We start from the raw sequence: 20,599 nt of genomic DNA on the forward strand, positions 1-20,599 counted from the left end.
CCTTGTCTTATGAAATGAACCCATCATTAAACTGCATGTTCTTGACGCTGCATCCTATGCGCCAAAGGTAACCAACAAAGCAGAATCAAAACTGACATCAAGAACATCAGCATACCGACACTGAATTGGCCGTTTTGTGGCAACATTGCTGATAACCAGGTTGCTACGCCAGAACCAACATTCTGTAAACCGCCAACTAATGCCCCTGCTGCGCCGGCCAGATAAGGAAATGGTTCCATTGCTCCCGTTGTTGCCAGTGGAAATAACATTCCGGCACCGAAGAAAAAGAGTGCTGCGGGAACCAATAATGTCCAGATATTCATGACACCGAACCATCCCGGCAACCACATCAGCACACCAGCCAGTAAACAACAAATCACAGAATGCCACATCAGGTTATAAAAAGATTTTCCTTCCCGTCCTGCACGCCACGCACCAAAAAAAGCCGCTGGAATTGGCAGAATAAATAAGATACTGACAGCGATACTGTTCAGTCCAAGCACTCCGCCCATCAGCACACCACTACTGGCTTCAAAGACCGCAATACCTGACAAACCACCAATTAACATAATCAAATAGGAAATGAATGGACCATTCGATAAAAGATGACAAAAAGAAGTGAACATTTTTCGTTTTTCAATTTGCTGTGGCCGAGTTTCTGGTAGCTTACGAAACACATAATAAACGACGCCCGCGCACAGAATCAGCAAAAACAGATAACAAGAACGCCAACCAAAAAAATGCGCAATAACACCACCAATCATCGGCGCTAATAACGGGCTCACTAAAATCCCCATATTTAGCAAACTATTGGCGTAACGCAGCGCAGTACCCATATACAAATCCCTCGGCATCGTTCTGGACATGACGCCAGCAACCCCCGTCCCTAGCCCCTGTAACGCACTGGCAACAACTAACACATCCAGATTGGGAGAAAATAAAGCACAAACAGTAGAAAACAGGAAAATCATCATGCCAGCCAGAATCACTGGACGACGGCCAATCTGATCTGAAAGAGGACCATAAAAAAGCTGTGAAAGCCCGTAAGAAAACAGATAGGCCGCCATCACACGTTGTACAGAACCGGTTGGCATATTAAAGTCTTTAGCAATATCTGCAATCACAGGCACATAGATTGTCTGTGTCATCTGCCCCACAGCAACCAGTGCAATCAATATCAGCAACAAATGAAAGTTATCTAATTTTCTCATCGAATTCACAACAAGTTCATATAATTAAATAAAAGTAACAATAAGATCGTCTGGCGATTAGAAAACAGACTGTAATCACTTACTCTACCAATGTGACTAACTTAACAAATTTTAGATTTTTTTCGAGATGGTACACAATTTTATTTTCGGAAAAAATGACAGACAATTACGCCACAAATGGCAATAATTTTGTACATACAAAACCATACTCAAGGAAAAAACCAGTCAATTTACCTATGACACAGAATCGATAATGGTATTGGTATCCATAGATTAGAATAGCGGCGTAAAAATAAACTGTTCCGGGATTTCAGGATAGGAGATGAGTTCTAATGGCCAACTGGGTTACAGGAAAAGTTACACAAGTTATTCACTGGACAGATACTTTGTTCAGTATCAAGGTGCATGCACCTGTTGAAGAGTTCACTGCTGGTCAATTTGCGAAACTGGCGCTGGAAATAGACAATGAACGGCTTCAACGCGCCTATTCTTATGTTAATGCCCCGGCAGATAACAACCTTGAATTCTATTTAGTAACAGTTCCTGAAGGTAAACTCAGCCCACGGCTAGCTGCATTGCAACCCGGTGATGATCTATTGGTCACAGAGCAAGCCGCAGGATTTTTTATTCTTGATGAAATACCTAATTGCAAAACATTATGGATGCTTTCAACCGGGACTGCGATTGGCCCTTATCTGTCTATCCTCCAGCAAGGGGACTCTCTGGATAGATTCGAGAACATCGTATTGGTACATGCGGTTAGACTCACACAAGATTTGAGCTATCTGCCCCTTATGCAGCAACTGGTCCAGCGTTTCAATGGCAAGTTACGGATTGAGACTATCGTCAGTCGCGAGCAAAACCCCACTTCATTGACTGGCCGTATCCCCGCATTGATCGAAAATGGCGAACTTGAGGCTGCTGTCGGGCTTCCTATGAACAGCGACAACAGCCATATTATGTTATGCGGTAATCCTCAAATGGTGAAAGACACCCAAAACCTGCTGAAAGAACAGCGTGGAATGACAAAACACCTGCGCCGCAAACCTGGACATATCACCAGCGAGCAATATTGGTGATTTTAGTCAGCTTTGACAGAAACAAAATTGACTTTTTCTGCCACGTTGCCAAATCGGTTTGGCCCATCGGTGCCACGAAATACACCACAATCAAGCACCATCATAACGATTATCAATGTGGGGATAAAACGTCCAATCCCCCATTGCCAGAATGGTTCCATGCCACCCCAATCAACAGCAATCAGCAACCATGCCAGCAATAAAAGCAGCGACCAACCTCCCCGCTTGTTTCGGTCATGCAAACGCTTAGCCATTATTGCTGCTGCTGGATACATTACCAAACCAACAGCAAAAACCGCATAATGCATGGGAAAATAACCCATTCCCTGAATAGTAAAAATAACCAACATCAGAGCCAGACAAACACCGATGCCAATCCAGAATTCACGTCGTCCAATTCGCCCTTTGAATGAAAAAACCCATTGTTGTAATGTCATCTATTCTTTTCCAATCGTATATTCTGTTTTTCAGCGCAGTTTAACCTAAGCGAGCGGCAACATGAAAATCAGCGTCAATAAATTTTTGGTCATGATATTAATAGCAATCAGCACCAACCTGCCATTGGTAGCCAATGCTGATAAATCAACAATAACTCAGGCGATTTATCTCCTACCGAATGCATCATCCTTTGATGAAACCATCCCACTGTTTCGTGAAAAATATAATCGCCGCAATCCAGCATTGCCACTACATGAGTATCGTGTAATCACCGGTAAAGATATTCCTCTGCCACTGACACGGGCAGCCAGTAAAATCAATGAGAAACTTTACTCTTCCGCCGTTCTGGAACGGGGAAATGAAAAAATAAAAAGCCTACAACTCACGTTGTTACCATCAGAAGATGAAATAGAAACCAAAAAAAATCAAATTTTGATAGAGCAATATATGATAGCTCTGATGCGCCACTTTAACCCGACCCTCTCACCAGAGCAAGGTAAAGAAAATATTGATAATTTATTGAAAAACGGCAAAAAATCACCATTTTACAGCCAAAATATCGGGGCAATTCGCTATATTATGATAAATAGTAGCGAAAAGGTACTTACTTTCGCGATTGAACCGATTAAGCTGTCACTATCTGAGCCGGACGACTAATCAGGATTAGTGATAAAAAACAAAGCTATTGTTTGTAATGATCACTATACTGTGGACCCTGACTACCGAATCTATTCCAAGAATGAATTTCATTCAATTCACTACTTAAAAATTCTCTGGTTGGAGGAAAAAACATGCGGCATCCACTAGTTATGGGCAACTGGAAATTAAACGGCAGTACCCACATGGTTAACAAACTCATCACTGACCTGCGTAAAGAATTGTACAATGTCGCTGGCTGTGAAGTCGCTATTGCACCACCAGCACTTTATCTTTCTCAGGCTAAACAAGCACAAGTAGGCAGTCACATCGCTCTGGGCGCACAAGACGTCGACGTAAACTTGTCTGGCGCATTTACTGGTGAAACTTCTGCCGAAATGCTGAAAGACATTGGCGCAGAATACATTATCATCGGCCACTCCGAGCGCCGTACTTACCACAAAGAAAGTGACGAATTCATTGCGAAAAAATTTGCTGTTCTTAAACAACAAGGTCTGATCCCAGTACTGTGCATCGGTGAAACGGAACAGGAAAACGAAGCCGGTCTGACTGAAGTTGTATGTGCAAGGCAAATTGATGCTGTGCTGAACTTACTGGGAGTGGAAGCATTTCAAGATGCAGTAATCGCTTACGAACCTGTCTGGGCAATCGGTACCGGTAAATCAGCAACACCAGCACAAGCTCAAACTGTGCACAAATTTATTCGTGATCATATTGCGGAGAAAGACGCGGCAATCGCCGAACAAGTCATTATCCAGTACGGCGGTTCTGTGAATGCAAATAACGCGGCTGAACTATTCGCTCAGCCAGACATTGATGGTGCTCTGGTTGGTGGTGCTTCCCTGAAAGCCGACGCTTTCGCTGTTATCGTAAAAGCCGCGGCAACAGCGAAAAAAGTATAATTCATGGTCTTATCAATATGACCATAGAGTAGTCATTGGCCGCCGTATAGCTACGGTGGCTATTTATTTCTGGCGCTGAATAATCTCGTCAAACACGCCGCCGGTCGCAAAATGTACCTTCTGAGCTTTTCCCCAACCACCGAATACTTCGTCGACAGTAAATAATTCCAATTTAGGAAAAACAGACCGGTATTTATCGGCAATCACTTTATCACGTGGACGATAATAGTTTTTAGCAGCTATCTCTTGCCCAGCCGGAGAATAAAGGTATTGCAGATATTCCATTGCCAATTCACGGCTACCACGTTTATCAACCACTTTATCAACGATAGAAACTGTTGGTTCAGCAAGAATTGAAGAGCTTGGTGTCACAATTTCGAATCTGTCTTTATCAAGCTCATTGATAGCCAATAACGCCTCATTCTCCCAAGCAATTAATACATCACCAATACCACGTTCGACAAAAGTATTAGTCGCCCCCCTTGCGCCTGAATCCAACACTTCAACATTTTGGTAAAGCGCTTTCACAAATGCTTTCGTTTTATTCTGGTCCTGATTGTTATGAGCCAATCCATAACCCCACGCAGCCAGATAATTCCAGCGCGCTCCACCTGATGTTTTTGGATTTGGTGTTACAACAGATACACCTGTACGAATTAAATCTGGCCAGTCCTTAATCTGTTTTGGATTACCTTTGCGCACCAGAAAAACAATAGTTGAAGTATAAGGTGCTGAGTTATCTGGCAAACGCTTAATCCACTCTTTATCTATCCGACCGTGCTGTGCAATCGCATCCACATCATAGGCCAGAGCCAGCGTCACAACATCCGCATCAAGACCGTTGATGATAGAAGTTGCCTGCTTACCAGAACCGCCATGAGATTGCCGGATGATTACCTTATCCCCAGTCTTTTGCTGCCAGTAATGACTAAATTCCTGATTATATTGTTGATATAATTCTCTGGTTGGATCATAGGAAACATTAAGAAGCTGAAGATCCTTTGCCCACAGGCTGCTACTAGTAATAAACAGTAACGCCAACCCCACATGCCATCTGACTTTCATCTGGATTTCTCCCAAGCTGTTTTAACTGTTATGAAATTCAAGGCTGACAGAAAGCGTTATCTCTCAGAAATAATTAAAAACATTTACTTATACACAAGAGGAATATACTAAGGAAAAATTACAGCCTCCAAAGAGGCTGTAGCAGATGCAAATTTTCCTGCATTTATGGATAACAGGAAGTGATTAATACAGTTTTTTCGCAGTTTCCAGCCAATCCTGTTTAAACACACGTTTCATATTCTGCACCGCATCAATGATGTCATGGTGAACAAGTTTCTCGTTCTGGATACCAACACAACGACCACCATAACCTTCCAACAGCAATTGAATAGAATATGCTCCCATGCGAGAAGCTAGAATACGGTCATAAGCAACTGGGGAACCACCACGTTGAACATGTCCTAAGACTGTTGCGCGAGTTTCATGGTGAGTCTCTGTTTCAATATGCCTCGCAAGCTCATATACATCACAAACGTGTTCAGTAATCGCAACGATAGCATGGCGTTTACCTTTATCGATACCTGCTTTAATTTCAGCAACTAGTTCATCACGGCTAAATGAGACTTCGGGCAACACGATAAACTCACATCCCCCCGCAATCGCGGCTGACAAAGTCAAATCACCACAATAACGCCCCATCACTTCAACAATGGAAATACGTTTGTGAGAAGTCGAAGTATCACGCAAACGGTCGATAGCCTCGACAACCGTTTCCAGCGCAGTGAAATAGCCGATAGTATAGTCTGTACCCGCCACATCATTATCAATAGTACCCGGCAGGCCGATACAGGGGAAACCCGCTTCTGTCAGCTTCTTAGCCCCAAGATAAGAACCATCACCACCAATGACAACCAGCGCATCAAGACCATTCTTTCTCATATTCTCAATAGCAATGGTCCGCACCTTCTCATCTCTAAACTCAGGAAAACGAGCTGAGCCTAGAAAAGTACCACCACGGTTAATCATATCGGATACGCTGAAACGATCGAGTTTCTTCATGCGGTTTTCATACAAACCAAGATAACCGTCATAAACCCCGAAAACCTCTAACCCTTCGGTTAATCCTGCACGAACCACACCACGAATAGCAGCATTCATACCTGGCGCATCACCGCCACTCGTTAAGACACCGATTCTTTTGATCTCATTAACCATGATGACCTCTGACTTGTAGATGTAATATTTGCAAACCCGCTGGATGGCCGACTTCGTATGCTATCACTTCGCTTAAAACAGAAATCTGCCTTCTTATATCTGTTATTACTTTTAACCTGTTACTACCGTCGTACTGAAACAATCATGCTGAATTGATTCAACCCTCCATATAATACGGTAAAAAACCAAGTCTGCATTAACAATGAGTCCTTTTTGAGATCTATTTGATAAAAAGTAATTTAATTATGCTCCCTGCTCTTACTGCTCATCGGTCAACCGCCAAGAAATCCTATCCTTAATCTCCCCATCCACAAAGCGAAAACCAGCACTGTGGTAAACACCACCACAGTGCTAACATTTATAACCCTCATTCATTACGCTAATATTTTTCCATTACGTATAAAAATAACGTGTCAAATGGAAAAATACTGGGGCAGAAAAACATAAAGAATCGATTCGGTCTAACATACCTCCGTGACCTTCAATCATTTCACCAAAATCTTTAATACCACTATCGCGTTTTATCGCTGACATACACAAGCCACCAATAAAACCCATCAACGTAATCGCTAACGACATCAAACCTGCTTCCCACGGAGAAAATGGCGTTACCCAATAAAGCGACATTCCTAATAAAACTGAAGCCAAAATGCCGCCGACAAAACCTTCAACTGTCTTATTAGGACTCAACTTAGGCACAATAGGATGTTTGCCAAATAATTTACCGAACACGTACTGCAAAACATCCGACATCTGCACCACAATCATCAAAAACAGGAGTAATTCGACGTTTTCCCCTTCATAGCCAGGAATATTCAACATCAATAAAGCAGGTGCATGACTGATACAAAATACAGCAACTAACATTCCCCACTGTATCTTAGCCGTCCGCTCAAGAAAATTAGTCGTATCACCAGCCAACGCAATACGGGCGGGTAAAAACAGGACAACATAAACAGGAATAAAAATAGAAAACACACCATACCACTGAATACCAACAGCAATATATTGCAATGGCATAAAAATAAAGAAACACCAGAACATGGCCTCATGGTCACTTCGTCGTGTTGGAGTCAGAGTAAAAAATTCCCGTAAAGCGAAAAATGACATACTTGCAAATAATAAAACCGAACCGATTGGCCCAATAACTACTGATAACAAACAAATAACACACATCCCCCACCAACCTCGGATGCGGGCATTCAGATTATCGATTGTCGCATTACTGTTATCCTTTGAATATTTCGAGGACAATACTGCGCCAACAATACTGGCAACAATTAACGGCACGAACATGCCACCCAGTAACAGGAGTAATTTATTATTAAGCACAGTCATAATATTAACGCCTCCAATGCCAGACGAGCTCTCTGGAGAAAATCGGCTTTTTCCTCTTTTTCCCTCAATTTTTCCAAAGGCTGGCCAAATGTTGCCGAACAAATAACAGGAACAACAAGTGCCGATCCTTTTGGTAAAACTCTGTTTAAATTTTCCAGATAAACAGGAATTAGCTCAACATCTGGATATTTCTTCGCTAAATAATACAGACCACCTTTAAATTTATTGATTTGTTCCCCACTTCCTCGTGTCCCTTCAGGAAATAAGATTAAAGACTCTCCCCGTTTTAACACTTCCTCCATTGGTGTAAGAGTACTTTCTTTTAAACCATCCTCTCCTTTACGATCAATCAGAACAGCCCGAAAAACTTTATTTATAAAATACCTACGCAAACGGGTTTTACTCCAATAATCACGGGCAGCGACCGGATGCACCCGATAACGTAATACTCGAGGAAACCCAGCCCAGATAACTAATCCATCCAAGTGGCTAGTATGATTGGCATAATAAATCCGGGAAGCCACTGATGGCTTACATCCAATCCAGCGAATTCTCACACCTGTTAATAAGCGGCAAAGCCCAGACAAAAAAGACCCCATACCCTTACTGACCAATGTCACTTCTTGGGATTTATTCATTACAAGCATCCTTCTCTTGCAATTCATTCAACATGACTCTGGTTCGTCGAATACATGTCCAGAGACAACCCAATGTGATCACGATTAATACCATTAGTAAAAGATACTGGCCCCATAACGGAGGTAAAAAAGCCGCGACAATTGAACCAACAGTAATCAATGCTATCCGATGCTGTTTCGCCATCGGGCCAAGGAAACGCTGAGGTAAACCGCAAGTACCACCTAATAACCGAATATAAGCCGTCAAAACAGCCAATAACGCAGCAATACAGCCAAGAGAAATCGCAAATGGAAAAAGAGTTAAACCACAACCTAAACCAATTAAAATAAAAGAATCAGCGATACGATCTGGAAGATCATTAAAAACAGCGCCAACAGATGTCCTCAGTCCTCCCTCAATAGCAACCATTCCATCCAGTAAATTACACACTAATCTGGCTTGAATAAGTAAAGCTCCAATAATCAATAACCCTGAAGTTAGCCAAGAAGAGCGGCTCCAAAAACAGATTGCGAAACACAATCCGGCTAATGCCGCAAAAACAACGCTAGCAACAGATATGCCATTTGGTGTCACCCCATGATATTGCAGCCATTTAGCCGCTTTTCCAGCCCATATTGCATCGCGCGTTTTAATTGGACGTCGATCTTTTATCTCATTACCAGACATAAGTATTTCCCTTCCTGAGAACCATGAATAATTAAATCTACTTAAGTTAAATGAAATAAGATAAACAGGATTGGTCAGAATAACAACAACAAAAAAACCATCAAATCAGCAGGGAAAAAGACAGGGATGGAATTCACTTTATTAACGCAACACAATGTAATAAAAGATTTATTTAAATAAGCACCCACACCTTGACCACATCGACATAAGCCCCGATTTTTTTCTGGGTTTCTACCCTCACAACACCCAACCAACCATAAGTATATGAAATTTATAATAAAATAATTATTTTGAACTCATTAATCAGAAACCATCAAAAATGAGGTTATCACCCCTGCTTATAATGAAGATACACAAGACATAAAAAATCTAGTAAAACGTACGATTGTTTACGGCCGCCATTGTATTGTGGAATACGATATATGAACCAGGTGGAAAACTCCTTGCAATAGGGCCATTGACACTGAAATTCGTAGGGTGACTCCAACCGGACATAATATATCTTTCTGAGTTAGGTTTTACTGAGCAAGAGGCTCAGCAACTTCATGCAATCTCTTTACGAGAAATAAAAAACACACTGCAAATCAAAGAACACCTAATGGAAGAAATTACTTTATGAATTGTGAATAAAAAGGTAAGTAAATTCACCATTGACGCATTAGTTAATATGTTAACCCGTATAGGGAAACCTGTTCAGATTACAGTGGGTTAAGACCTACACATAAAGTTATTCAAGAGACACTTAGAACGGGGGCCTCTTGGTATTTCAAAAGACTCAACCTTTCGGTTCAATATCTCGTTCCCGCCGTTCTTACGCAAATTGGGTAAAAAATCAGATAGACAAAATTTAAGCGATCCACTCAATTTATGGTGGTTACATCATGGACAAAGTTGCTTATAAAACTTTTATCTGGCTGGAATATTTTTTAGATTCACTTCAAAGTTTTTTACTTAAAAAAGCCCGGTTATTTTTCTAGAGGTATGCAATATTCTAAGAATTTTTATACTTTCTATATCCTCATCGTAACGGTAAAGCATGATGAAAGGAAAATGAGGGACAACTAGTTTTCTATAACGCTCATCTGGGCTGTCACGAGCCTTTATACCTATGCCTGGATACGGGGTAACTTTCAAGAGTTCAGCCATTTCCGAAAATTTTGTATCAATTTTATCAGCCAATAACAGCCCAGCCTGTTCAAAGAAGTAGAGATAAATTTGCTCCCGGTCAGTTTGGGCGGTTTCTTCCCATGAAATACGTATCACTTTATCCCCTGCTCAGCTTATTACGCAGTAGGGCCATTCGGCGATGACTTTCAGAATCATCAATAAAATGAGCCAAGCCGTTTTCACATCGGTCAATTGCTTTCTCAATTTCCGCTTCTAACCAGTGAGCATGGATATTTTTTTGATACTCACGTTCTTCGTTCGCCAACTCTTCGGCTTTTTGTCTCATTAACTTTGTTAAGTCTGTCTGATGGCGTTTGGCAGTTTGCATGGCTAAGCGCTTGGTTTCTTCATCAATACGAAAATGAATCGTCTCCATTCATCCTCCTTAGTTCACTATTGCCTCAAGACATGTTGTCATTTGTGTTGTCATATTAGCACAATAGCCTATAACAACACACTATGGCGTATACTCATCTAGCACCCGACTATTTGCAATCACGTTAAATCCACTAAATAGCGGCATAGAAATTTAGCAGTAACAAGCAACCGTAACACTCAAAAGTGTCCACACTTAAAAATTTCCGCGTTACTTACAGTTGTTTACAAAACATTTATCTGATTAATTTTAAAATGAATTAATCTTAACCGGATAAAAAAAAACCGCCAAATCGGCGGGGGAAAAGACAGGGATGGTGTCTACATACAACACATAACATATTGAAAATAAATATACTTTTTCTATCATCGTCCACCCAATGTCCACATTGACGACAAAGCCCCTTAAACGGGGCTTTCACCACAAATTACTCTCATAAGAAATAATTAATTAAAATTTAATAATCACATTAACAGATCTATCAATCCCACATACTGTAGGCTTTTTCATTTATCAAGGCCGAACAGGAAAGTATCTTCGATAAGTCACTATTGCAGTATCTGTTATCGCTGAGGTAAGAGTATATCAACCTAGCTGGGAATTACCTCTGGCGCAACAGCATAGACTACTACGACCACTGTTGCCGGATTAACGTACTTTATTTTCCGAATCCTGAGATGTCCCTTAAATATGCGTAATGTGGTACTTCCTAGCAAATTCTTTAGCAAAGTTACTAAACATTATAATACTCTTTAATAGCTAAATGATTACTGTTAGTGTCGTTAACACTATACCCTTCATCCTTCAAGTTGCTGCTTTGTTGGCTGCTTTCACTCACCCCAGTCACATCGTTATCTATGCTCCTGGGGATTCGTTCACTTGCCGCCGCGCTGCGGCTCGAAATTTATTGGGTATATATGATTTTTGTTAAGTAAATTTTGACAAAAAAAGCACTAAGAGATGTTAAATATATCGTCAGCTACATTTCTAATAACTGATGGTTAACTTTATGATTAACAAACGTTTAAAAGCCGCTCGTTTACGTGCAAATATCACACAAGAAAAACTCGGGATTGCGGCTGGCATAGATGAAAAATCAGCACGAGCGAGAGTATCGCAGTACGAAAATGGAACTCATCAACCGACCTTCGAAATAATGTGTGCATTTTCCAAAGTATTAAACGTCCCTGAGTGCTATTTTTATACTGTAAATGATGATCTTGCTGATATTGTTTTGTCTATCCATCAGATTTTAGTGAATTACAAGCACGCTCCCGAAAATTGAATATAGTTTGAAGTGTCACTGTAGCGTGTTCCGGCTGGACGATGGGGGTTTGTTCAGTCATGGTGAATGTTCCTATAGTGAAGATGATAAGCGTTCAATTGTTACAAACCGATGGCGCGTCGGTGGGCTTCCAGACGGTCAACACCACCAACAATTTCCACCATATTAACGGTGTCGATTTCGACCAGGACTTCTCCGTCCCACGTCAATTTGAAGTAAGTGTTTTTGGCGCTGACTTTGGTCTGGCTGTTGTCGCCCTGTTTATAGCTGCCGTGGTCAAATTCCGAAAAGCGGCCACGCATTACGACTTCGACCTCAATCACTTCCCCGGTATCATCACGCTGAAAGGAGCCATTAAAGCGCAGAGAAACGCCGTCCACCTTCTCAATGCCCCACTGGCGGTAAAGTTGGGACTCGACACCACCGAGAGAAAATTCGGTATCTAGAGCGCCATCATCCAGCCCCAAGTCCACCGAAGCAGTGCCATTCATGCCACCGCCTCGATAAGCTTCAAGCTTACGGCTCAGTTTAGGAAGCGTCATTTCTTCCACAACGCCGATGTAATTATTGCCATCATTAAATAAATTCAGGTATTTGAGTTGACGAGGTAATGCCATGAGTAGCCCCTTAGCTGTTAATGCTGTTGACGAAATTCATCAGGTACTGGTCAGTGATGCGCTGGCGCAACAGCAGGTTTTCCAATGGCGGGATCGGCGTGTAGTTATAATCGATGAACAGCTTGCCTGCTTTCAGGGTGTCCTTGGTGTTAGCGCTTTCGTCATACCAACACTGGCCGTCTATCAGGTAACCATTGGCTTTTAGTTCGCGCAGCCTGGCATTGATGCCCTCGATAATGTCGCGTACCAATGAAGGCGTCAGCGGCTTGTCAATTGCCCACATATGCGCATCAGCCATCGTGTCAGCCAGTACCTGCGCCGTGCGTGTGTAACTCTCGAACTGAAACAACGGATCATCCGAACAGGTGCGAGAACCCCAAAAACGAAAACCATTCTTGCGGATCAAGGTTGTAACGGCGTTCTGGTTAAGCAGGTTGGCATCAGTGACAACATCCTGCAAATCCCAAAAGACATCGGCAGAAATCCCTGTCACACCATTGACACCAACGTTGGACAGGGTTTTGTGCCAGCCGGTTTCTTCGTCGATTTTGGCACGCAGGCCCAGCGCACGTGCAGTTGCGTATGCGATAGACTCGCTATTTTTGACCGTATCCCAACTGAGGAAGTCCGGCCAAATCAACATCAGTTCACGCTGGCTAAAGTTGTTGCGATATTTGATAGCATCGGCAATGGTCTTGCAGCCATAGGCATTAACATAAGCCATTGTCCGCAGCTTTTGAGCAATGTCGGCAAGGGCTGTTGCGACGGGTTGGGTATCGTGACCGGGTATACCTAGAATGCGTGGTTTAACACCGAGCTGCCCTTGTGCCGCAAGTAGCGCCTGCATTCCCGTTTTTTTGCCCTCGTCGGTAACGCCACCAATGATATTCGACATGGTTTCTACTTCAGTTTCCCCCCGAGCCACACGCACAACAACAGTCACGGGTTTGGACTGGTCAGCAATCGCTCGCAGAGCATGAAACAATGTGCCCGTTTTGCCTGCCTTACTACTGGCAGTCAGAACGTCGGTTAACAAGACTGGTGTGTTTAAGGGAAAAGCTTTGGTGTCAACATCATCCGCTGTGCAGACTAGCCCGACAATAGCGGTGCTGACAGTGGTAATAGTGCGCGTGCCCTCGTTGATTTCCTGCACGCGGACGCCATGATGATAATCTTGTGCCATAGCGAAAGACTCCAGTGATGGTGATTTCGCTATGGTGAGCGCTGTGACAATAAAATTCAGTTGATTGGGTAAGTATCAGGAATGGCACAAAGTGGAGGATATAAAAGGAGTATTAGAGATGTCCATCCTTAGGTAATCAAAAGACTCATGCCGAGCACGATAAATGAAGCGACAATTCTTGTAACTTTACTCAGAATTGTATAAAATTTTATACAATCAGGTAAGGAAGGGAAACTATGACGAAAATCAGGAGCGGTACAGAGAAAGAAATTGCCTGGATTGGCTCTTCTTATGAAGATTTGTTAGCCTTTCCTACAGATGCACGTAAAGACGCAGGCTATCAGCTTCATAGAATACAGCATGGAATAGATCCTGAAGATTGGAAACCCTTTTCTGACATCGGTTCTGGCGTAAAAGAAATACGACTAAGAGACTGTACAGGTATTTATCGTATTATGTATGTTGCTAAATTCGATGAAGCTATTTATGTATTGCATAGTTTTCAGAAAAAAACTCAACAAACGAATAAACATGATAAGGATATCGCTAAAGTACGATATAACGCAGTTATCCAGCAGCGGAGAAATATCAAATGACCACTAAAATTGACACTGAAATTCGTAGGGTAACTCCAGCCGGACATAATATATTTTCTGAGTTAGGTTTTACTGAGCAAGAGGCTCAGCAACTTCATGCAACCTCTTTACGAGAAATAGAAAACACATTGCAAATCAAAGAGCAGTTAATGGAAGAAATTACTTTATGGATTGCAGATAAAAAAATGAAACAAACTGAAGTAGCAACGGTATTGCACATTTCTCGTCCAAGAGTATCTGACGTTGTGAATAAAAAAGTAAATAAATTCACCATTGACGCATTAGTTAATATGTTAACTCGTATAGGAAAACCTGTTCAAGTTACGGTAGGCTAAGACCCACATATAAAGGTGTTAGAGCAATTCAAAACAAGAGGCACCTAGAATGGGTGCTTCTTGGCATTTCACAAGATTCAACCTTTCGGTTCAATACCTCGTTCCCGTAGTTCCTTACGCAAAATCCGCTTGATCCATATAGCTGAAAAGGCCGACCTCATAAACCAGCACCCGCTCCAACCTAGATCGGAACGTTTATCTGCGCAAAAGGAGCACAGATAGTCCCAATTGTAGTGTTAGCCAAGTAAAACGTGTATAGACACTGCACAACGCGGGGTATAAAAAAACAATTTCAGGGATATTAAAACCCTAATTGTTCTACCACATGGTTAACTGTGTGAATCCCTCTTTAGCTATGCTATCTGATGAAACTGGTATAGATAGAAAGGTATCAGCATATTGAGGAATATCTTCTTGGGATTCTTTTTATGAGAACACTTGGCTCTAATGATAACAAATGTGCTATATGAACAAATTCCACAATATCCAATCTTCTTTCACCATTCTCAACCTTCGCAATAAACGATTGAGGGCGATCTAGCGCTTGAGCTAAATTCTCTTGTGTGACTCCCTTTGCTATACGAGCCTCACGGAGTGCTTTGATAACTACTTGATATTCATCAGAGTAAATTGAAACCATATATTCAATCCTACTAAACATTTAGGATTAAATATCAACCGATTGTTGATTTATACCAAAATGGGATTTTTTATTTTATAAGCTCTGATCGTATTAGCTTGTTAGGTAGTTTTTTGAACAGTATTTTTCCTAAAATTAGTCCATGATCGACAGATAGCAAATGTGCTATATGCACAAATTCAACCACATCCAACCTTCTTTCACCATTTTCAATTTTAGCAATAAATGATTGAGGTCGATCTAAGGCTTGAGCCAAGCTCTTTTGAGTAATACCTTTTTCTATCCTAGCTTTACGAAGAGCTTTTATAACCAGTTGATATTCATATGAATAAATCGATGCCATTTCTTTAACCTTGATTAATATCCCAAAACAGGATAATTCATTGCGTTTGTTATATGGAGATATAAAGAAAATGAATAAAAAAGATTGGCATACCGCCGACATTATCGCTGCCTTACGTAAGCTCGGCACTACCTTAGCAGCGGTATCACGTAAGGAGGGACTTAGTTCATCTACATTAGCTAATGCTCTATCACGACCTTGGCCTAAAGGAGAATGGATTATTGCTAACAATCTCGGAGTACACCCCTCAGAAATTTGGCCAAGCCGATATTTTGATGAGAATGGACAACCTATTGAACGAGTTATCCGAAATAATTCCTCAAAGTGACTAATTCTCAACTAAATGGTCTAAGTTCGGTATAATATCGAACCTAGGCCATGTTAGCTGCCTAGACTGTCTAACTATTGGAGCCAGTTTATTGCAACCCTTATTCTATTACTCTGGGTTTTTCGGGCCAATGAATATCTGGCACTAAATTAACATCAACGCGGTTCAGTAATACCCGATATTTTTTCAAAGCGGCTAACAGCGATTTTTCCTCATCACTCGCCATCTCCAAATCTACCGCATCTTGTAACGGAGCAATCTGTTTACTTACAGTGAGCATAAGTTGCTGTTTCTTATGTTCTGCTTGTTGTTGCTGTTCCCGTCTAAGCTTTATTTTATCACTTTCTGATATTATCCACTTTTCACCATCATATTTATGATAAACGGACGGAGCACGTTCAATGAGTACTGGATAACCTTCTTTATTACTGACAATTGATAAACCGCGCGATTGCCCGGCGAGTAATTCATTGTGTTTTTCTGCTGTTATTTCAACGCATTCTTTATAAGCTTCATTATAAAAAGCGCATTCTTTTCTGGAGAAATAAACCATTTATACCCCCCAAAATAATATATATACAACTCTGTCTGGATTCTCATTACTGTTAGGAGTGCCAGCTTGATATTCAAATGTCGATAGTGTTGCATTACGTACTAATGTGTGACCTGTTGATGTATTGACACTCGACATACTTGCGATATAGCCAAAGAACTTATTTTTAAAAGAAATTGGATAATTGACTTTTACCCATGATTGTTGACTGGATGCAACTTTAACCCATTGAATCATTATTCCCGTATCCCCGCATTGCCACCAACCATTTTCAGATTTTATCGCTGCATTTTGTAGCGCAAGGATACCGCTTCGCTCAGGCATTAATATATTGTAACGCCGCCGATTGCTCTGATCGTTAGAATAAATATGCAACAATTTTCCTTCTGAGCCGTTAATTCCTATCACATACCCATCTTTCGATTTGAAACGCAATTCAGGAAAGGGCGTTTTGCTATCAATCAGTAAACTACCAACAGTGGCGCTTTTATCGCTAAAAATACGCAAGAAAGTATTATCACTCTCTGCTCGCATATACGCCCCTACATCTCCAGCACCCAAACTAAGATCCCCAGTCAACGCCTTACCGTTGATTTTCCGGTTGCTCGGTACTGCCCCTTTAGCCAACACCACCGTCTCCAACAAATTGAGGTTTTTCACAAAAGCATTTTTGTCAGAAATGTCAGCGCCGTTCTCCTTCCTGGACAATCGACTATTAGCATTGTCATTATCATCAGTCGCATTCTGGTTTGCCGTGCTTGCCAATATTTTAACTTCATTCACACGAGAATCGATTTCCCCTTTGGTATACGCTCCAATATCCCCCGCATTCAGTGAAATATCAGAGGAAAGCGCCTTCCCGTTCACCTTACGATTAGCAGGCACACGGCTATTAGCGTTATTATCCGCGACATTTGCCAAGTCATATGCCGCCTTAACCGCCTTCGAGGTTGCCGCGTAGGTTTCACTGCTGCTGTCTACCGCACTGCTCAAGATAACGAAACCCTTATCTTTTAGCGTAGCGTCAGGATGGTTACGGTTATTCACATGAGTTTGAATCAACTCGTCCACATATTCCCGTATTGCCAACACCACCGAGGGATCAACTTTCAATGTTACTATGTCGGTGCTGCTGACAATCAATACCATGCGAATAGTCTGTGTACGCCCAGAACCTTCCTGTAACTGCGGTTTGTAAGTCTCCGCGCAATTCCCGACTGCAATCAGTACGCCGTCTTTATCAAACAAACCAATTTCCCGAATCCACCAACCGCCCTCATTTTCGGGGGATTACTTGCTCAACAATAATTTGGTTAGTGTTCTTGGGATCAACATTTAGTTCATTCATCGCCGCACAGCGGCGTTCGTTAACCAGTTTAGTCTGTGTAGTATCGGGTGTCGGCAAGTTTCCGCCACCATCACCAACAGCCATATGGGTGATTTCAATCTTGGTACCCAACGCGGCAGCATTTGCCAGCTTATCCGCGCCCAATCGGGTTAACAGGGCAAAATATTTGGTCCTCATGACTCAATCCTCACATCATCAATAATATGCACTCCAGCCCCTACTACACCAGAGCCAGTGACGGTGACGGTGATTGATTCCGGGATATAGGGGTAAACGGTTAATACATCACCGCTGTAACTGGCGACCGCGCAATAATTTTCGCCGCCGGTCTTCAACTGAATAGATATTCCGACCAAATGCCGTGAAGCGGGTTTGGCATCAAAAATCAATCGCTCTAGTTCTTGATAGGTGGTCTCGGTGATACCCGTTTCCATGACGCCAATATCCAACCGGAAAGTGCCGGGGACATCATTGGTTTGCCACCATTGATAACACGGATGAGATAACCGAATGGCTCCACCACACGGCGGATAGCGCCTATTGTTCCCTTGTGCTTATGAACAAACATCGACATCTTAATTGACACGCGTTTAGTACTCTCCGGCCAGTCCATATCCCAGCGATCAACTGACCACGCCCACGCCAGATAGGGGAGCAATTTCACTGGACACCGCTCAGGACTCCACAGTTCACGAAGGGGAACCGGCACATCTGACAGACTGGCGAGGGCTTCAGCGGCGGCCACTTCCAACAGTGATGATCCGACAGGCAACAAGCTGTTATTCATCTGATCCCCCAACCACTACCTGCGCATGCGAGCAAAAACTCGCCTGAGTTTTACCCAGAATCACATCCCGCGCCGGAGCTTTCAGGTGAACACGCTGAACACCAGGCATATGTAAAACAGCAAAAATGGCACTGCGCACGATATCGCGGCCAATCCGGTGTTGCTCGGCAGTGTAACGCGCCAGCCGTTCACGCACAGCCTGCAATATCGGCTCATATTCTGGGGTTGGGTACAGGTACAGCACGGCATCAATTTGATAATCAACAATCTCCGCAGACTGTACGGTCAGGCGATCCGCTACGGGGCGAACATCCTCATCATTCAGAGCAGTATTCACGACCGCAATCAATTCATCACTGGCCGCACCGTTCCCCTCACGTGACAAAATACTGACTGTAACACAGGCAGGCGATGGACTTATCACCGACGCATCGGCAACCCGTCCGTCAGCACTGCGCGCATGGTATTCATAGGACGCCACAGGGCCGGCGACGCTTAACCCCTCGAACGCTTGCGGAATGCGTACCCGAAAATCAGCGTCAGATTCCAACACCGCAGAGATAGGCGGTATGGCGAGATTGTTAGCGGGCTGCAATACTAAACGCCGCACATTGTTATTCATCCCCAGTTGGTCTAAGTCGCGGCCTGTGGCATACGCCACCATTGCCGCCCGCGCTGCCTCATTGACGCGCTGACGCAAGAGCAATTCCCGATAGGCGTTTTCCTGCAATAGCTTGGTGATAGGTTCGGATTCCAGCGCCAACGTGCGGGTGATAGCATCGCGATACTCTGGCGGATACAGTGAAATCAGTTTTTCTTTTCGCTCAGCCAGTAGGGTTTCGAAATCCAGTAGTTCGACAACCTCCGGCGGCGGTAACTGACTAAGGTCGATAGGCGGCATGGTCACCCCAAAGGCACAGAAAAAGCAACCGGGACATTGGATAGCTGATATTGGCCGCTGATATCAACAGTCATGTGTCCGGCTTCACCCTGATTGATAGTGATAGCGGTCAGGGTAATGCGGGGTTCCCATCGCTGGATGGCGGTATAGCACGCAGCCATAATTTGCAAACGTAAAGCAGGATTTTGGGGCGCATCAATCAGTTCGGATAACAACGAACCATATTGGCGGCGAGTAATACGGCTACCCATCGGCGTTAGCAAGATATCGCTGACTGACTGGCGAACATGGGCGATATCGCTGATAGCCTCACCCGTTTGTTGATTCATACCAAGGTACATCATGATATGGGGACTCCCGATGTACTGTCACCGGAGCGTACACCATTGTGTCGGTGCGAATCCACCACAACCCCGTTAGAACTGAATTCACCGTTTATATGGGTGATATTACCGCGCATAGTACCGCCTTTTTTCACTTCCAGACTGCCCGTAATCAGATGGTTGGTACAAATGAGGGTCGATGTATCTAATGTAATCTGATTGCCAGCCATACAAGTGATTTCTGGAGCAGTAACATGCACGGAAGCCAACGCGGTAATCATGGCGGTCTTAATGCCTGTGACAGTTAAGGCGCTGGTCTGTGGTTCATATTCCATCACAGCACCATCAGGAAAAGCGATACACACCGCTTCCGGCGATGCCGAAGGGGCTGGAAACTCATCAGAAAAAATCGCAGGCAGTATAAAGGCTGTGGTCAAGTCACCACCAAGAGATAGCAATAAAACCTGCTCATCAACACTGGGCGCCCACCATGTGCGGGAGTTTCCCGCTCTGGATGTCAACCAGTGCAACCAATCGGTTTCAAGATTGCCGGTCATAACCCGGCACATGCCCCGTGTAGTATCTACTTGGGTGATGACGCCGATTCGGATCAGGTTGCGCAGTCGGCGCAACAGTTCAGTTAATTGTGTGTTCATGCAGACAACAA

At 43.1% G+C, this 20,599-nt stretch carries 25 protein-coding genes and 3 pseudogenes; 8 read left to right on the plus strand and 20 right to left on the minus strand.

Annotated elements, in window-relative coordinates:
- Positions 1 to 26: 26 nt before the first annotated feature.
- Positions 27 to 1,211, minus strand: a complete 1,185-nt coding sequence (emrD, locus tag BDD30_RS11660; RefSeq protein ID WP_041382597.1) for a multidrug efflux MFS transporter EmrD — start codon at positions 1,209 to 1,211, stop codon at positions 27 to 29.
- Positions 1,212 to 1,543: 332 nt separating this feature from the next.
- Here emrD and fpr point away from each other — a divergent pair, with 332 nt between their 5' ends.
- Positions 1,544 to 2,290: a ferredoxin--NADP(+) reductase gene (gene fpr, locus BDD30_RS11665; RefSeq protein WP_015836325.1), complete on the plus strand. Its 747-nt coding sequence runs from the start codon at positions 1,544 to 1,546 to the stop codon at positions 2,288 to 2,290.
- A gap of 2 nt (positions 2,291 to 2,292) precedes the next feature.
- Here the strand turns inward: fpr and BDD30_RS11670 are convergent, their stop codons facing one another.
- Positions 2,293 to 2,727 (minus strand): DUF805 domain-containing protein, encoded by a 435-nt coding sequence (locus BDD30_RS11670; RefSeq protein ID WP_015836326.1) that lies wholly within the window; start codon positions 2,725 to 2,727, stop codon positions 2,293 to 2,295.
- Positions 2,728 to 2,788: 61 nt separating this feature from the next.
- On the opposite strand from BDD30_RS11670, the gene BDD30_RS11675 reads away from it, so the two are divergent.
- Both BDD30_RS11675 and tpiA read left to right on the plus strand, forming a co-directional pair.
- A complete protein-coding gene (locus tag BDD30_RS11675) occupies positions 2,789 to 3,385 on the plus strand; it encodes a DUF1454 family protein (protein ID WP_041382599.1) in 597 nt (198 codons plus the stop codon).
- 134 nt (positions 3,386 to 3,519) lie between these two features.
- The gene (gene tpiA / locus BDD30_RS11680) at positions 3,520 to 4,287 is read left to right on the plus strand and encodes a triose-phosphate isomerase (protein ID WP_015836328.1); all 768 of its coding nucleotides are present in this window, start codon (positions 3,520 to 3,522) and stop codon (positions 4,285 to 4,287) included.
- A gap of 63 nt (positions 4,288 to 4,350) precedes the next feature.
- Here the strand turns inward: tpiA and BDD30_RS11685 are convergent, their stop codons facing one another.
- The 5 genes from BDD30_RS11685 to BDD30_RS11705 all read right to left on the minus strand — a co-directional run bounded on the left by BDD30_RS11685 (position 4,351) and on the right by BDD30_RS11705 (position 9,150).
- Positions 4,351 to 5,352 (minus strand): sulfate ABC transporter substrate-binding protein, encoded by a 1,002-nt coding sequence (locus BDD30_RS11685; RefSeq protein ID WP_041382601.1) that lies wholly within the window; start codon positions 5,350 to 5,352, stop codon positions 4,351 to 4,353.
- Positions 5,353 to 5,535: 183 nt separating this feature from the next.
- The gene (gene pfkA / locus BDD30_RS11690) at positions 5,536 to 6,507 is read right to left on the minus strand and encodes a 6-phosphofructokinase (RefSeq protein WP_015836330.1); all 972 of its coding nucleotides are present in this window, start codon (positions 6,505 to 6,507) and stop codon (positions 5,536 to 5,538) included.
- Between the two features lie 393 nt (positions 6,508 to 6,900).
- The gene (locus tag BDD30_RS11695) at positions 6,901 to 7,845 is read right to left on the minus strand and encodes a phosphatidate cytidylyltransferase (protein ID WP_197535144.1); all 945 of its coding nucleotides are present in this window, start codon (positions 7,843 to 7,845) and stop codon (positions 6,901 to 6,903) included.
- Complete coding sequence (locus BDD30_RS11700; protein ID WP_015836332.1) at positions 7,842 to 8,483, minus strand: lysophospholipid acyltransferase family protein; 642 nt, start codon at positions 8,481 to 8,483, stop codon at positions 7,842 to 7,844. The genes BDD30_RS11695 and BDD30_RS11700 overlap by 4 nt, the downstream gene beginning before the upstream one ends.
- Complete coding sequence (locus tag BDD30_RS11705; RefSeq protein WP_015836333.1) at positions 8,476 to 9,150, minus strand: CDP-alcohol phosphatidyltransferase family protein; 675 nt, start codon at positions 9,148 to 9,150, stop codon at positions 8,476 to 8,478. Before BDD30_RS11705 ends, BDD30_RS11700 begins: the two co-directional genes overlap by 8 nt.
- Positions 9,151 to 9,606: 456 nt before the next feature.
- Between BDD30_RS11705 and BDD30_RS24205 the strand changes: the two are divergent.
- A pseudogene (locus BDD30_RS24205) lies at positions 9,607 to 9,862 on the plus strand (helix-turn-helix domain-containing protein).
- A gap of 239 nt (positions 9,863 to 10,101) precedes the next feature.
- Here the strand turns inward: BDD30_RS24205 and BDD30_RS11715 are convergent.
- Together BDD30_RS11715 and BDD30_RS11720 are read right to left on the minus strand one after the other, a co-directional pair.
- Complete coding sequence (locus tag BDD30_RS11715) at positions 10,102 to 10,413, minus strand: type II toxin-antitoxin system RelE/ParE family toxin (RefSeq protein WP_015836334.1); 312 nt, start codon at positions 10,411 to 10,413, stop codon at positions 10,102 to 10,104.
- A 1-nt stretch (position 10,414) separates the two neighbouring features.
- The gene (locus BDD30_RS11720) at positions 10,415 to 10,693 is read right to left on the minus strand and encodes a hypothetical protein (RefSeq protein WP_015836335.1); all 279 of its coding nucleotides are present in this window, start codon (positions 10,691 to 10,693) and stop codon (positions 10,415 to 10,417) included.
- A 1,009-nt stretch (positions 10,694 to 11,702) separates the two neighbouring features.
- On the opposite strand from BDD30_RS11720, the gene BDD30_RS11725 reads away from it, so the two are divergent.
- Positions 11,703 to 11,978: a helix-turn-helix domain-containing protein gene (locus BDD30_RS11725; RefSeq protein ID WP_041382604.1), complete on the plus strand. Its 276-nt coding sequence runs from the start codon at positions 11,703 to 11,705 to the stop codon at positions 11,976 to 11,978.
- Between the two features lie 101 nt (positions 11,979 to 12,079).
- On the opposite strand, the gene BDD30_RS11730 is transcribed toward BDD30_RS11725, so the two are convergent.
- Positions 12,080 to 12,595: a phage major tail tube protein gene (locus tag BDD30_RS11730; protein WP_015836337.1), complete on the minus strand. Its 516-nt coding sequence runs from the start codon at positions 12,593 to 12,595 to the stop codon at positions 12,080 to 12,082.
- 10 nt (positions 12,596 to 12,605) lie between these two features.
- Entirely contained in the window at positions 12,606 to 13,778 is a 1,173-nt protein-coding gene (locus BDD30_RS11735) for a phage tail sheath protein (protein ID WP_015836338.1), read from the minus strand.
- Positions 13,779 to 14,014: 236 nt separating this feature from the next.
- Between BDD30_RS11735 and BDD30_RS11740 the strand changes: the two genes are divergently transcribed.
- Positions 14,015 to 14,374 carry a type II toxin-antitoxin system RelE/ParE family toxin gene (locus tag BDD30_RS11740; RefSeq protein ID WP_015836339.1) on the plus strand — a complete coding sequence of 120 codons (360 nt, stop codon included), beginning with the start codon at positions 14,015 to 14,017 and terminating at the stop codon, positions 14,372 to 14,374.
- Positions 14,371 to 14,709 (plus strand): helix-turn-helix domain-containing protein, encoded by a 339-nt coding sequence (locus BDD30_RS11745; protein ID WP_015836340.1) that lies wholly within the window; start codon positions 14,371 to 14,373, stop codon positions 14,707 to 14,709. Before BDD30_RS11740 ends, BDD30_RS11745 begins: the two co-directional genes overlap by 4 nt.
- A 391-nt stretch (positions 14,710 to 15,100) precedes the next feature.
- On the opposite strand, the gene BDD30_RS11750 is transcribed toward BDD30_RS11745, so the two are convergent.
- Entirely contained in the window at positions 15,101 to 15,349 is a 249-nt protein-coding gene (locus tag BDD30_RS11750; RefSeq protein ID WP_015836341.1) for a helix-turn-helix domain-containing protein, read from the minus strand.
- 70 nt (positions 15,350 to 15,419) lie between these two features.
- Positions 15,420 to 15,692, minus strand: coding sequence for a helix-turn-helix domain-containing protein (locus BDD30_RS11755; protein ID WP_041382606.1), 273 nt, complete (start codon positions 15,690 to 15,692; stop codon positions 15,420 to 15,422).
- A gap of 70 nt (positions 15,693 to 15,762) precedes the next feature.
- On the opposite strand from BDD30_RS11755, the gene BDD30_RS11760 reads away from it, so the two are divergent.
- Entirely contained in the window at positions 15,763 to 16,020 is a 258-nt protein-coding gene (locus tag BDD30_RS11760; RefSeq protein ID WP_041382608.1) for a helix-turn-helix domain-containing protein, read from the plus strand.
- A 100-nt stretch (positions 16,021 to 16,120) separates the two neighbouring features.
- On the opposite strand, the gene BDD30_RS11765 is transcribed toward BDD30_RS11760, so the two are convergent.
- The 7 genes and pseudogenes from BDD30_RS11765 to BDD30_RS11790 all read right to left on the minus strand — a co-directional run bounded on the left by BDD30_RS11765 (position 16,121) and on the right by BDD30_RS11790 (position 20,588).
- Positions 16,121 to 16,573, minus strand: coding sequence for a tail fiber assembly protein (locus BDD30_RS11765; protein ID WP_015836343.1), 453 nt, complete (start codon positions 16,571 to 16,573; stop codon positions 16,121 to 16,123).
- The gene (locus tag BDD30_RS25040; RefSeq protein ID WP_422615645.1) at positions 16,574 to 17,107 is read right to left on the minus strand and encodes a gp53-like domain-containing protein; all 534 of its coding nucleotides are present in this window, start codon (positions 17,105 to 17,107) and stop codon (positions 16,574 to 16,576) included.
- A gap of 93 nt (positions 17,108 to 17,200) precedes the next feature.
- A pseudogene (locus BDD30_RS24210) lies at positions 17,201 to 18,098 on the minus strand (phage tail protein); the annotation flags it as partial.
- Positions 18,095 to 18,708 (minus strand): annotated as a pseudogene (locus tag BDD30_RS11775) (phage tail protein I). The pseudogenes BDD30_RS24210 and BDD30_RS11775, both read right to left, overlap by 4 nt.
- Positions 18,701 to 19,609, minus strand: a complete 909-nt coding sequence (locus BDD30_RS11780; protein WP_041382609.1) for a baseplate assembly protein — start codon at positions 19,607 to 19,609, stop codon at positions 18,701 to 18,703. The pseudogene BDD30_RS11775 and the gene BDD30_RS11780 overlap by 8 nt, the downstream one beginning before the upstream one ends.
- A gap of 2 nt (positions 19,610 to 19,611) precedes the next feature.
- Positions 19,612 to 19,953 (minus strand): GPW/gp25 family protein, encoded by a 342-nt coding sequence (locus BDD30_RS11785; protein WP_015836349.1) that lies wholly within the window; start codon positions 19,951 to 19,953, stop codon positions 19,612 to 19,614.
- Positions 19,950 to 20,588 carry a phage baseplate assembly protein V gene (locus tag BDD30_RS11790; protein ID WP_041383041.1) on the minus strand — a complete coding sequence of 213 codons (639 nt, stop codon included), beginning with the start codon at positions 20,586 to 20,588 and terminating at the stop codon, positions 19,950 to 19,952. The genes BDD30_RS11785 and BDD30_RS11790 overlap by 4 nt, the downstream gene beginning before the upstream one ends.
- Positions 20,589 to 20,599: the final 11 nt, after the last annotated feature.

Source organism: Photorhabdus asymbiotica, assembly GCF_003634575.1.
GTDB lineage: Bacteria > Pseudomonadota > Gammaproteobacteria > Enterobacterales > Enterobacteriaceae > Photorhabdus > Photorhabdus asymbiotica.